We start from the raw sequence: 14,212 nt of genomic DNA, 5'->3' as shown, positions 1-14,212 counted from the left end.
AATTTCAGTACGCTGACCTGTAGAAGACACATTGTAAACTTTTACACTACCGTCTGGTTGACGTTCTGAAACAACTGAGCTACCATTGGCACCATCGACACCGTTGCGGATGGTGGCGATTTCTGTACGGTCGCCTGTAGAAGACACATTGTAAACTTTTACACTACCATCTGGTTGAAGTTCTGAAACAACTGAACTTCCATTGGCACCATCACGACCGTTGGTACCGTCAACACCGTTGCGAATGGTGGCGATTTCAGTGCGGTCACCTGTAGAAGACACATTGTAGACTTTTACACTACCATCTGGTTGAAGTTCTGAAACAACTGAGCTACCATTGGTTCCATCTTGACCTTTGGCACCATCGCGACCGTTGGTGCCATCGACACCGTTGCGGATGGTGGCGATTTCAGTGCGGTCACCTGTAGATGAGACATTGTAAACTTTTACACTACCATCTGGTTGAAGTTCTGAAACAACTGAGCTACCATTGGTTCCATCTTGACCTTTGGCACCGTCACGACCATCGACACCGTTGCGAATGGTGGTGATTTCAGTACGCTGACCTGTAGAAGACACATTGTAAACTTTTACACTACCGTCTGGTTGACGTTCTGAAACAACTGAGCTACCATTGGCACCATCGACACCGTTGCGAATGGTGGCGATTTCTGTACGGTCACCTGTAGATGAGACATTGTAAACTTTTACACTACCGTCTGGTTGAAGTTGTGAAACAACTGAGCTGCCATTGGCACCATCACGACCGTTGGTACCATCCTGACCTTTAGCACCATCACGACCGTTTGTTCCATCTACACCATTACGAATGGTGGCGATTTCTGTACGGTCGCCTGTAGAAGACACATTGTAGACTTTTACACTACCGTCTGGTTGAAGTTCGGATGTGACTGAACTTCCATTGGCACCATCCTGACCTTTGGCACCGTCGCGACCATCTACACCATTACGGATAGTGGCGATTTCAGTACGGTCGCCTGTAGAAGACACATTGTAGACTTTTACACTACCGTCTGGTTGAAGTTGTGAAACAACTGAGCTGCCATTGGCACCATCACGACCGTTGGTACCATCTTGACCTTTGGCACCATCGCGACCGTCTACACCGTTGCGGATGGTGGCGATTTCTGTACGGTCGCCTGTAGAAGACACATTGTAAATTTTTACACTACCGTCTGGTTGAAGTTGTGAAACAACAGAACTTCCATTGGCACCATCCTGACCTTTGGCACCGTCGCGACCATCTACACCATTACGGATGGTGGCGATTTCAGTGCGGTCACCTGTAGAAGACACATTGTAGACTTTTACACTACCGTCTGGTTGAAGTTGTGAAACAACTGAGCTACCATTGGTACCATCTTGACCTTTGGCGCCGTCACGACCATCGACACCGTTGCGGATGGTGGCAATTTCAGTACGGTCGCCTGTAGAAGACACATTGTAAACTTTTACACTACCGTCATTTTGACGTTCTGAAACAACAGAACTTCCATTGGTACCATCTTGACCTTTAGCACCGTCACGACCATCGACACCGTTGCGGATGGTGGCAATTTCAGTACGGTCGCCTGTAGAAGACACATTGTAAACTTTTACACTGCCATCTGGTTGAAGCTCAGAAACGACGGAGCTGCCATTGGCACCATCACGACCGTTGGTACCATCTTGACCTTTGGCACCGTCACGACCATCGACACCGTTGCGGATGGTGGCGATTTCAGTGCGGTCACCTGTAGAAGACACATTGTAGACTTTTACACTACCGTCTGGTTGAAGTTGTGAAACAACTGAGCTACCATTGGTACCATCTTGACCTTTAGCACCATCACGACCGTTGGTACCGTCGACACCGTTGCGAATGGTGGCGATTTCAGTACGCTGACCTGTAGAAGACACATTGTAGACTTTTACACTGCCATCTGGTTGAAGCTCAGAAACGACGGAGCTTCCATTGGCACCATCACGACCGTTGGTACCATCTTGACCTTTGGCACCGTCACGACCATCTACACCATTGCGGATGGTGGCGATTTCAGTGCGTTGACCTGTAGAGGACACATTGTAAACTTTTACACTACCGTCTAGTTGAAGTTGTGAAACAACTGAGCTACCATTGGCACCATTCTGACCGTTGGTACCATCGACACCGTTGCGGATGGTGGCGATTTCAGTGCGGTCACCTGTAGAAGACACATTGTAGACTTTTACACTACCGTCTGGTTGAAGTTCTGAAACAACTGAGCTACCATTGGTACCATCTTGACCTTTAGCTCCATCACGACCGTTGGTACCGTCGACACCGTTGCGAATGGTGGCGATTTCAGTGCGCTGACCTGTAGAAGACACATTGTAAACTTTTACACTACCGTCTGGTTGAAGTTCTGAAACAACGGAGCTACCATTGGTACCATCTTGACCTTTGGCGCCGTCACGACCATCGACACCGTTTCGAATGGTGGCGATTTCTGTACGGTCACCTGTAGAGGACACATTGTAAACTTTTACACTACCATCTGGTTGAAGTTCTGAAACAACGGAGCTACCATTGGTACCATCTTGACCTTTGGCGCCGTCACGACCATCGACACCGTTGCGAATGGTGGCAATTTCAGTACGGTCGCCTGTAGAAGACACATTGTAAACTTTTACACTACCGTCATTTTGACGTTCTGAAACAACAGAACTTCCATTGGTACCATCTTGACCTTTGGCACCGTCACGACCATCTACACCATTGCGGATGGTGGCGATTTCAGTGCGTTGACCTGTAGAGGACACATTGTAGACTTTTACACTACCGTCTGGTTGAAGTTGTGAAACAACTGAACTGCCACTGGCGCCATCACGACCGTTGGTACCGTCGACACCGTTGCGAATGGTGGCGATTTCTGTGCGGTCACCTGTAGAAGACACATTGTAGACTTTTACACTACCGTCTGGTTGAAGTTGTGAAACAACTGAGCTACCATTGGTACCATCTTGACCTTTAGCTCCATCACGACCATCGACACCGTTGCGGATGGTGGCGATTTCAGTACGGTCGCCTGTAGAAGACACATTGTAAACTTTTACACTACCGTCATTTTGACGTTCTGAAACAACTGAGCTACCATTGGCACCATCACGACCGTTGGTACCATCTTGACCTTTGGCACCGTCACGACCATCGACACCGTTGCGGATGGTGGCAATTTCAGTACGGTCGCCTGTAGAAGACACATTGTAGACTTTTACACTACCGTCTGGTTGAAGCTCTGAAACGACGGAGCTACCATTGGCACCATCACGACCGTTGGTACCATCTTGACCTTTGGCACCGTCACGACCATCGACACCGTTGCGGATGGTGGCGATTTCAGTACGGTCGCCTGTAGAAGACACATTGTAAACTTTAACACTACCGTCTGGTTGAAGTTCTGAAACAACTGAGCTACCATTGGCACCATCACGACCGTTGGTACCGTCGACACCGTTGCGGATGGTGGCAATTTCAGTACGCTGACCTGTAGAAGACACATTGTAAACTTTAACAGTACCGTCATTTTGACGTTCGGAAATGACGGAGCTACCATTGGCACCATCGACTCCGTTGCGAATGGTGGCGATTTCAATGCGGTCACCTGTAGAAGACACATTGTAGACTTTTACACTGCCATCTGGTTGAAGCTCTGAAACGACGGAGCTACCATTGGCACCATCCTGACCTTTGGCACCGTCACGACCATCGACACCGTTGCGGATGGTGGCAATTTCAGTGCGGTCACCTGTAGAAGATACATTGTAGACTTTTACACTACCGTCTGGTTGAAGTTGTGAAACAACCGAGCTACCATTTGTTCCATCTTGACCTTTGGCACCGTCGCGACCGTTGTAAATAGTCTGGCGATTGATTTCACGACCATCACCATCACGAACAATAATGAGGGTGCCGATGACTCTACCACCATCCATCACTGGTAATTGTTCAATAGATGGCGTTTTGCCGTCCTGACCATCGCTACCATTTAAGATATTTCTACGGGAAATGATTTGACCATCACCATCTTTTACAATAACCGTTGTACCAAGAATGCGGCCATCTTGACCTGTATAAGGTTGTAAATCTACACTCGGAGTTTTACCATCTATACCATCACGACCGTCACGACCATTGGTACCGTCTTTTCCATCTCGGATAAAGGTAGTAAAACTGCTACCATTCGGTCTAGTAACGGTAACATTGTGACCTTTTGTTCCATCTGTTGCAACAGCAGGAGTTACACTAATATCTGCATTTCGACCATCGCGACCGTCTTTTCCATCACGAACAAATCGAGTATATCTGCTACCATCAGCGCCAGTAACTGTGATATTGTATCCTGGTGTGCCATCCGCAGCTCGTGCAGGTTCAACAGTAATATCTGCATTTCGACCATCTTGACCTCGTTCCCCTTGTAAACCATCTGGGATAAAGACCTGTCGGATAATTCTACCGTTTGGACCATCTCTAAAGGTCAATTCCGTACCATTGACCAATGGCCCTCCATCTACAGAACCTTGTTTTCGAACTGTAGTCACATCAATATTCGGTGCTGCAACTGGTGCCTCTATACCATCTTTGATATTAACCTCAATGATTTGATTGCGTGCCGGTGTATGTACAGTTGCTTGACCATACTCATAACGATGAGATTCCTCTGTACCATTTGCACCAATGTAAGCAATCCGTTTAACAGGAATCTGCATCACCCCATTTGCACCGGCTTCAACTTGTCTGGTGAAACCAGGAGCCTGGTCAGGCATAACAACGAAGCGGTATTCTGTTTGAAACGGAATCGGCATCGCAATAGGAGGCAAGGTCGTTGTGATTTCATTTCTACTTGGATTAGGATCAATGGTTACGACACTCTTATTCCAGAAGTAGTTGTCTGAAGAGAAGAAATCTTTCGTGTTGTTAGCCCCAGTGTCAACGGAGAACATACCAATGTGGTTATCAATACTCAAATCCCCATTCCAGTTTCTAACAGGTACTGTGAACTTCACATTGAGTGGTCCATTCATCACTTGGGCGTTTGTGTATTGGATAGGCGATGTCGGACTGTAACCAGTAATGGTATTTCGACGCCCACCATTAACGAGAGCGGTGGTCGTAGTATTGTTCCCAGCACGCACTGTTGCAACACCAGGTGTACCGTAAGCGCTTCCGAGATTGACAACAAAATCAGCCACGTGAGTACCCGAACGACCATTGATACCGTCTAATTTATAATTCAGTTCGAAATCCATGGTATTTCTGGCTCGGTTCGGCGTCACAGTCAAGGTGTAGTTTGCAGGACCATAGGCAAAGGTCTGCCCTTTTGCATTAACCACATACTTGTTCTGATTATTAGGTGTAATCAGTGTTTCTGACATAACTACCAAATTGAGTGGTTGCGGAAGGTTGGTATTGCCTAATTTATTTTGAATATAGAAATTTTTCTCAGCTTCACTGAAACCAGCTAAACTTCTTATTTCTTCCTCTGTTAGTTGAACAGAATTCGAGCCTGTTTGTTGAGCAAGAATTTGATTGAACAGAGTAAGTTTCTCTTCTTCAGAAAGCCCTAAAGTTTCCAAGTCTGCAAAGCTCATATTGGCCAAATCTAACTGACTTAAATCACGAGTTGGCAAAGCTTGTCCATCTATTTGAGTTTCTGCGGCTCTTGTTGCATTCGCTACATTCTCCTTGCTAGCATCTGCTTGGATATTATTAGAAACAGGTTCAAGCTTCGTTACACTTTCTTCAGTCGCTTGCTGTGTTGCAACTCCTTGCTTCTGTTCAGTTTTTGCTTCTGTCGATGAAGTTGACAATACTGCTGGTTCAGGAGTAATCTCCTCCACAATTTCCTGGGATTTAGGCTCTGCTACTTCCTGAGCGGAACTAGGAACAGTTGCTGACTTAGTAGCAATCGTTTCCTCTGTTTCTTTAGGCTGTTCGTCTACTAGCTGAGTGGAACTTGGGGGTGTTGCAAGCACGGCAGAAGTTGGTTCTACTGTTTGTACAACCTGTCCTGCTTCTTGTTGAACCGAATGAGAAACCACTTCGTTTGCCTGAGCACTTGAATCCAGTGGTTTGTCCACCAGCTCGGTCGTCTGTGGCAACTGACCTGCTTCAAGCTCTTCTGCAGCAGCTTTTAAGGCTCCACCGCTGAACATAAATAAGAAACCGATTAAAACGGAGGCCGCACCCGATTTAAACTTTTTAATGGTAAACCGTTGCTTCGAGCGCAATGCTTCGCTTTCAAGCTGTTTATTATCAAAAAACATAAGAATTCCTTTCCATATTCCAACAACTTTATAAAGAAATAGTTGCATGATTACAAGATACATTATATAATGTGTATATAATTAAGTGATTCACAATAAATACATTTTTGTGCAGTACATTTATTTTTTTCATTTTTATTTATTAAATTTATAATGGAGTTATATATATATATATATGGAAAAGTATTTTACAACCAGCCAGAAATTTCTGGAAGCCTATTTTGACCTAACGAAATCCAGTGAAAAAGACAATTTCACTATCAACCAAATTGCCAATCAAGCCAATTTAAGCCGTCGGGTATTTTATCATTACTATAATTCCAAGGAAACCTTTTTGGAAGAAGCACTCGAATATATCCTGAACGAGATTAATATTATTCTTGCGAAAGACCCAACCTTGAGCGATGATGTTATCGCTGAAATGTTGACCTTCTTGTATAATAATCGCTCAATCGCTGTGGATTTTGTCACCATTATCCCTCATATAACTTTAGAAGTTACAAAGTATATTACCGAAGTTATTGAAAATTCCAGTATTCCTAATCTTCCAAAACAACTTGAAGAGGCATATAAAATTCCTTATGAGTATGCCTTAACTGTTTATGTTTCAACCATCGACAGTATCATCAAGTATTGGATACAAAATGGTTGTCAAGAATCACCTGAAATCATTCATCGCTACATCTTATCCATTGTGCGTATTTAATACCACAAGCTTTCTATTCTTTCAATCACAAGACTGGCTGGCGATTGTATAAGATATAGCAAAGGATAATTTATGTAAAAAGCTCCACTATGCTAGAGCAAAGAATGCCTCTACGTATTACAGAGCCATAAAGCGAAGAAAGAGTCGCAAGAAACTGCGACTCTTTTTGGTATTTACTAAACTAATTTCTAGAGAAAATTCCCTACTTTTCCTAAAGTAAACAGATTGTTCTTCTCATCTCACAACAAGTAGGGCAAATAATATTACTGTAGGGATGTTGAAAATTGACCATGGCAGGCAAATAAAAATATGTTCATTCCATGCAAACCTTACGCAAAATCCGTCTATCTCACTATCCACTTTTCTTCTTCATTCCCTATCAAAAACATCATCTCATTTGTATCGAACTCTATCAAATTGTGAATGTCCAAGCAATTCTACAACATCTTCGTATACAGATTGATAGTAATGCCCTCTGTTTTGCAGTTCAATTTTATAACCTTTCCTTGCAAAAACTAAAAATTAATAGGTCAGGTCAAGGTTGACAAACAGTTGTCCACCCAGAATCATTGATTTCCCAAAGGCAAGACAAAGACAAGGATAATTTTCAAGTGCCTGACACCAGGCAATATCATATAAAGTTTCCAAGGGTTCCTCTAATAAGTAGGAGACAGCTAATCGATAATAGTAGAGAGATAATTCTATATCTTGACTTCCCCATTTTGTCCTTCCATAAATAACCTCTAATTTATAAGCAACATCAATATTTCCCTTCTTAGCTACTAATGTGAAGTAGGCAATAGCAAGTGACACGCTCGGTTCAGTATGGCGACCATAGAGATAACAATATCCCAAATTCGACATCGCATCCGTATTCCCCATGCTAGCGGCTAGATGGTAATATGCTACGGCATTAGTATAATCACCTTCACGATAAAAATCTGCCCCTTGCTATTCAGATAATCTGAATCATTGTTCTCCATCGCTTTGTAAGGGAGCTGCTTTCTTACCTTTGAATTGTACGACTGCCTTCGCTAGTTTTTCTGGATTACGGGAGAAAAATCGCATTCTATTTTTATTGTTGTTGATTTGCTAGCAATTGAATTAGAAAGCACGTAAAAATCATACTTAATTTGAATATAACAAATAACTAATTCCTCTAAATCAAAATCAGGTAGATTATCTAATAGATTTCCCTGTAATTGGTTAACTTGGAAATAATCCTTTTTAGATAAATTGTTATAGATAGCTTTAGAATACTCTTCAATAATTTAGTCGTGAATTTTATTTGCCGTACCCACATTCGCTCTATTGAATGAAGCTTTACGTTTCTATTCATATAAATTCCTTGTCAATGGAAACAAACGCATTCCCACAGGATAAATGGAAATAGATAATTTCTAGCCATCACTCCATAAAAATTACTCACTTTGATACTTCCCCATCCCAATGCTCTAGCCTTGCAATCAAGGCTTTTCATTATTCCTTTCGTTCAAAGGTTTCTAGGCTTTTACGAGCAGAGCAACACACTCAGCGGTTCGCTGTTACCGCATCACTGTGTTCTGCGACAACTGTCGCATAGGCAGAACATCTGCTTCTACTTCGCTGATAAATCAACTCGTACAAGCAGTGATACTGCCTCCACGTGATGCGTATTCGGGAGTTCAAAGGTCCTGCGGACCTTTGAAGCAGCTTGCCAGAAAACAAGAGAGCAAGCTGGACAATCTAATTGCGTTTCTCTAACAAACTCACAACTTCAATATGATGCGTATTGGGGAGTTCGAAGGTCCCGCGGACCTTTGAAGCAGCTTGCCAGAAAACAAGAGAGCAACATCAACTATCTGCCAACTCACAATATAAGTAACGACTGAATAAGTAACAAAAAGTAGAGCGTTTCATTCCGTTCTTCCTCAACCATGCGTTCATCAAGGCTCTTAGGCACACGCAACGCCCGTCTGTAAAGGGTTTCGTCCCATACCTCGTTAAACTCCCTGTGCCGCTCGTCCCATTAGAAAAGATTCCTGTTCCTGCGCTCCATCTGCCGAAACTCCATAAAGAACTGTTCCGACACTTCCAACTCGTGGGATTTGCCCTGCCCGTCCTTAAAGCTGATAAAATACCTTGTGCCGCTTTCCGTGGATTCCTCCCGAAGCGTGTATGCCTTAACCCTGTATGCCATCCTGTTGTCCTCCTGCAAAAAATGAGTGAGGGGATTTCCATCCCTCACCCAGTAGCCCGCAGGATGGCAGGCTGTTTTAGAAGCTATAAAATTTTCCGCAGCTTCTTCCGCAGATGGTCTAACCTCGCATAGATGGCACCAGTCGTCAAATGCACAAGCGGGGCAATCTCCTTTGTGGAATACCCCTGCATTTTCAGCAGGACGATTTTCAAGGTACGCCCGTCCACCGTGACTAATACTTGATAGAGATTTTCGCTCTCAATCTCTTCCAGTAACTCCGCAACCGTACCCACTTCCGCCTGCCGCTCCCTGCCTGCCATGTCCTCAAGATATTCCGCAACGTCATTCGTCCATCGGTAAAACCGCCTGTTGGAATTGAAGTCTGCCCTGTCCGCCATGCGTATCTGCTCAATGGTCGCTTCATCAACGCCGCACTCACGCAGCAGCTTTTCCTCCGCTTCTTTCCAGATACGCCATTTCCTGTCCTCCCGTCCGTGGTTGTATGCCATTCTTACTTCCTCCAATCAGAATTGATTGAGAGGGCAGAGAAAAGCCCCCTCATCTTCCCAAAGGAAAAAACAAGGGGGCTGAACGCCTTAAATTTTAATTTTCTATTATCTTTCTTAGTTTTATTAGGATTCTGGCTTTGCGTTTGTTTACAACGCTCTGGGTTATGCCCAACCTCGCCCCGACTTCACGCTCGGAAAGTCCGTCAAAAAAGATTGCCTGTATCAGCTCCTGTTCACTATCCGACAGCAAAGGCAGGGCGGCTTTCAGCCTGTCCACCATGACCGCATTGACAACGGTTTCTGCAATGTCCACCGCTTCATCAGTGATAAAGTCCAGAGGATTCCCCTCGCTGTCCGTAAATCCGTCGAGAGATAGCAGTCTATTCTTTGTATCTAATTTTTGCAGATAACGCCACCGTTCCTTGTCACGGTAGAAGTCTGTGTATTGCTCCCTCACGACTTCAAGCAGACAGCCTTGAATGGGGATAAACAGCTTGTCCATATAGGTCTGGTCGGATTCCCTGCAACGGCAGAACTCCGTGTAGGATAATTCCACATAGCCGCCACTTTCTCTGATATATACCTTTCTTGGTGCATATTTCACCATAAATACCTCCCATCTGAATTTTTGAAATGTAAAAAATCCAGATGGAGAGGCGGAGAACGACACCGCATATCAGAAACAGCCCTACGGCACTTTCCAACAAAAATCGACAAAAGAAAAACCGCAAAGGCTCTGTGACCTTTACGGTTATAGGAAATAGTAATTCTATTGTATGGAGATTGTACTTCTACTTTCAAGGTGAGAAGTACCGTTGCACTGGCAGAAATTTTTTTAACTGGTTTCCTGCCGTTCTCTGATATGCTATGTATTGATAAATTTTGCTTCGTATGAGCAGATAGATAACTGCCCGAAAAAAGGACATAAAAAAATCCCTCCAAATTTAAAAACAAATTCAGAGGGTAATTTAGGGTATAACAAAATAACCCACCCGAATATCGTTTTTTTTATTTGGTGAGTTTGTTCTTTCAAATACGAACCAAAAAGAGCCGATGATTCGTGAATTGTTCCACAATTTCATCGGCTCTGCGTCTTAAGCGTCTGGCTCTTTGATGACAGTTATCTTCAAGTTGTCAACTTTAATCAATCTTTCTTGTCTGCATTTTGGACAATAAAGGGGATAATTCTCCAAAACAGTGTCCTTCCTAATTTTATTACGGGTTTTGCTCCCACAAACAGGACACAATATCCATTCGCATTTCATCATAATTAGTCTCTAATCCTTTCAAATCTCATTTTATATGACTTTTGCAAGCTGTTAAGCTAACTTGTGGAACATATGCCGAACCTTATCTATACGGCTATTCGGGCGGCGGGGTTGGCAAATAAATTTACCAATAGCTGGCTGGTATCCTTTTAACTCTGTCAAGCAGACTCCCTGCCCATTTGTGAAATAAGTTAAATCGTTCCTGTATTCTTGAATACATCTAGCAGGGATTTCTCCTTTCAGAATGACCTCGTCATTCTTTATCTGAGTACTTACAATATCTGCACAATACCTTGGAGCATCATGATACGCCCGTGAGAGATATTCCTGCGGTGCATAAATTTCAAAGTGGAGATATGGCTCTAATAGTTCTGTCCCTGCTTTTTTTAAAGCCTGCTCCAATACGATAGGGGAAAGCAGCCGAAAGTCTGCGGGGGTACTTACAGGACTATAATACAATCCATATTCAAAACAGATTTTACAGTCTGTCACTTTCCATCCATACAGCCCCTGCTCGCAGCCATAAAGAACCCCCTCCATAACCGCATTTTGGAACGATTGATTTAAATATCCAAGTGAAACTCTGCTTTCATACTGCACTCCGCTTCCAATAGGGAGCGGCTCTATGGACAACCCGACAGAAGCCCAGAAAGGATTTGGCGGGACTTCTATGTGGATGGTATATTCTGCTTTTCTAAGCGGTCTTTCCATGTATATAACAGTAGGTTCTTTTATTTCTGCCTCTACATGATACTTTTCCTCAAGAATGGCACAAATAACTTCCATCTGTACCTTCCCCAAAAAGGAAAGTATAATTTCATGCGTTGTAGTATCCACGTAATACTTTAAAAGAGGATCGCCATCTGAGATTTCTGTAAGTGCCTCAAGCAACACTTCCCGCTGTTCGGATTTCTTTACTTCAATTGTTGTTTGGAGCATAGGGAGCGGATTTTCAATAAATTTTCTCTGCGGCAACAGTATTTCGTTCCCCAAAATACTGTTTAGCTGCAAAACATCATTTGGTAAAATTACAATATCACCAGAGTAAGCCGTATCTGCTAAACACAATTCACCGTTTGTAGGAATACTCATCTCTGTAATTTTTATTTTCTCTTTTTCTGATATTCTGACAACGTCCCTCGAATGCAATGCGCCGCTGTACAGACGCACATAAGCCAAACGCCTCCTTTTTTCTGAATATTCAATCTTAAAAACCTGCCCGCATAGTTCAGATTGACCTTCAGGCGTTGATGAATAAAACTTACTGGCAATCACTTCTATAAGCTGCCGAATCCCCAGATTGTTTTTAGCACTTCCGTGATAAACGGGAAATAACGTTCCGTTTTGGAATCTCCTGTTTTCTTCCTGTTCCAGTTCTGACATTTTAAACGGTTTCCCTGACATATATTTCTCTAATAGTTCATCGTTTCCCATAATTACCGCATCCCACTGTTCCATATCGTCATTGTCCGTTACATTTATATGGGGATGCTGCCCAACCTTTTGCTTCACTATAATTTCCGAAGAAAGCTTTGCTTTCATTTCTTGATATACCATTGGCAAATCAATCCCCTCTTGGTCAATTTTATTGATGAAAAAAATTGTCGGAATCTTCATTGTCTGTAGTGCATGAAACAGTATACGGGTCTGTGCCTGTATGCCATCCTTTGCAGAAACTAATAATACTGCTCCGTCTAATACGGATAAAGAACGGTATACTTCCGCCAAAAAATCCATATGGCCTGGCGTATCTATAATGTTGACTTTTACATCCTCCCACTGAAAAGATGTCACTGCTGTCTGGATAGTGATTCCCCTTTGACGCTCCAAATTCATTGTATCTGTCCTTGTTGTGCCTTTATCTACGCTCCCTGGTTCTGCAATTGCACCACTGGTATACAATAAACTCTCCGTTAATGTTGTCTTTCCTGCGTCAACGTGAGCCAGAATGCCTAAGTTAATTATTTTCATGTGATTTTCCTCCTATCAACACCCAAAAAAGGGCATAAAAATACCCAGTGATAAATACTCCTATCACTGGGTAAATAACTCCAATAGCCCCAAAACACTTATATGTTTTCGGGCATATAAAATTACATGATAAAAGTATTCTTAAACTGGGTACAAAAAACTAAGCCCCATATTAAAAGTGAAACGGGACTGCTACTTTTTGTTCCCACTATCAAATTGACAGTTTATTTAAGAATACCTTGCCGCATATTTATCAACTCCTTGTATAATACTGAATCTAATTATATTCCTTAACCCTTTATTTGTCAAGCTGACAAACTAAAGCAGAAAAAGCGGCAGGATTTCCCCCTGCCACTAATCATCTGTTTATGCAAAAATAATTTCCTTTTCCACAATCTCCCTCGCACAAGCCCTTATGTTATTGAGGCATCCTGTCCATTCTAAGGCGTTTTCTGCCTTTAGCTGTTCCGTTATGCCCTGTGCCTGTTTCATACCCTCTATGAGCCTTTCAAAGCGTTCCTGTGCCTGTCTGTCAATGTCGGCAAGGTAAGCGTTAAGTCTGCCGCTTGTAAGAAGATTGGTGTATGTAACTTTGCAGTGATGCTTCAGATAATCCAAATGCCGCTGTCCCCAGATGCCTATCGGCTGTTCTTCTTCGGCGGGTACAGTTAAGCACGGTATTAAATAATCGCCTTGCCTTTCGTATTTGCCGCCCATTTCCTCAAAAATTGTCTTTGCCATTGTCTCTTACCTCAAAAGCCCCCTTTAAAGGGCTTTTATGCTTATTTTGAAAAAGAGATAAAATCAATATATCCCTTTTCTCCGATTTTTACAACGGCATTGTAGGACTTTCTATCTTTCGTTTTGATTCCTTTTACCAGGGTTTCTTTTCCCTCTAGTAATTCTTTTACATTTGTTTTGGTGAGTTTTTTCTTTCTAAAATGTTCAGCTAAAGTGAAGGTACATTCAGGATAATTTGAACAACCATAAAACGATTTTTTTAATACAATATTGTTGCCACACTTAGGACATTTTCCTACAAGGGGTCCCGAGCGCTTAGTGGGAATTTGTACCCCTTATCGATACAAATTCCCCGTAGGCGCTAGGGACCTCTTTAGCTTCTTGGAAGCTGTCAGTAGTATATCTAATAATTTATCTCCATTCCCTTTAGTAACGTGTAACTTTCCAAATTTAAAAAAGCGACTCATAGAATTATTTCCTCCCGTTAAATAATAGATAACTATTAAAAATAGACAATACTTGCTCATAAGTA

8 protein-coding genes and 2 pseudogenes are annotated in these 14,212 nt (G+C 42.9%); 1 reads left to right on the top strand and 9 read right to left on the bottom strand.

Annotation, left to right across the window (positions count from 1 at the left end):
• Nucleotides 1-6,306: YSIRK-type signal peptide-containing protein (locus C1G53_RS06890; RefSeq protein ID WP_105118190.1), on the bottom strand; the 6,306-nt coding region annotated here is incomplete at its 3' end.
• Nucleotides 6,307-6,481: 175 nt separating this feature from the next.
• Between C1G53_RS06890 and C1G53_RS06885 the strand changes: the two genes are divergently transcribed.
• A complete protein-coding gene (locus tag C1G53_RS06885) occupies nucleotides 6,482-7,012 on the top strand; it encodes a TetR/AcrR family transcriptional regulator (RefSeq protein WP_105118189.1) in 531 nt (176 codons plus the stop codon).
• Nucleotides 7,013-7,534: 522 nt separating this feature from the next.
• Here the strand turns inward: C1G53_RS06885 and C1G53_RS06880 are convergent.
• The 8 genes and pseudogenes from C1G53_RS06880 to C1G53_RS06835 all read right to left on the bottom strand — a co-directional run.
• Complete coding sequence (locus tag C1G53_RS06880; RefSeq protein ID WP_161941385.1) at nucleotides 7,535-7,876, bottom strand: SEL1-like repeat protein; 342 nt, start codon at nucleotides 7,874-7,876, stop codon at nucleotides 7,535-7,537.
• A gap of 1,024 nt (nucleotides 7,877-8,900) precedes the next feature.
• A pseudogene (locus tag C1G53_RS13600) lies at nucleotides 8,901-9,191 on the bottom strand (sigma-70 family RNA polymerase sigma factor); the annotation flags it as partial.
• 83 nt (nucleotides 9,192-9,274) lie between these two features.
• Nucleotides 9,275-9,700: a sigma-70 family RNA polymerase sigma factor gene (locus tag C1G53_RS06870; protein WP_000323895.1), complete on the bottom strand. Its 426-nt coding sequence runs from the start codon at nucleotides 9,698-9,700 to the stop codon at nucleotides 9,275-9,277.
• A gap of 94 nt (nucleotides 9,701-9,794) precedes the next feature.
• A complete protein-coding gene (locus C1G53_RS06865; RefSeq protein WP_000241709.1) occupies nucleotides 9,795-10,307 on the bottom strand; it encodes a sigma-70 family RNA polymerase sigma factor in 513 nt (170 codons plus the stop codon).
• Nucleotides 10,308-10,794: 487 nt separating this feature from the next.
• On the bottom strand, nucleotides 10,795-10,968 hold the full coding sequence (locus tag C1G53_RS06850) for a cysteine-rich KTR domain-containing protein (protein WP_002779755.1): 174 nt from the start codon (nucleotides 10,966-10,968) through the stop codon (nucleotides 10,795-10,797).
• 51 nt (nucleotides 10,969-11,019) lie between these two features.
• A complete protein-coding gene (tet(O), locus tag C1G53_RS06845) occupies nucleotides 11,020-12,939 on the bottom strand; it encodes a tetracycline resistance ribosomal protection protein Tet(O) (RefSeq protein ID WP_024413659.1) in 1,920 nt (639 codons plus the stop codon).
• Between the two features lie 366 nt (nucleotides 12,940-13,305).
• A complete protein-coding gene (locus tag C1G53_RS06840) occupies nucleotides 13,306-13,680 on the bottom strand; it encodes a TnpV protein (protein WP_001140406.1) in 375 nt (124 codons plus the stop codon).
• Between the two features lie 41 nt (nucleotides 13,681-13,721).
• Nucleotides 13,722-13,982 (bottom strand): annotated as a pseudogene (locus C1G53_RS06835) (topoisomerase DNA-binding C4 zinc finger domain-containing protein); the annotation flags it as partial.
• Nucleotides 13,983-14,212 lie beyond the last annotated feature (230 nt).

The organism is Streptococcus suis (assembly GCF_002960445.1).
GTDB classification, from domain to species: Bacteria; Bacillota; Bacilli; order Lactobacillales; family Streptococcaceae; genus Streptococcus; species Streptococcus hyiners.
The sequence above is the reverse complement of the archived record's forward strand: the minus strand, read 5'-3'. Positions and strand labels throughout refer to the sequence as shown.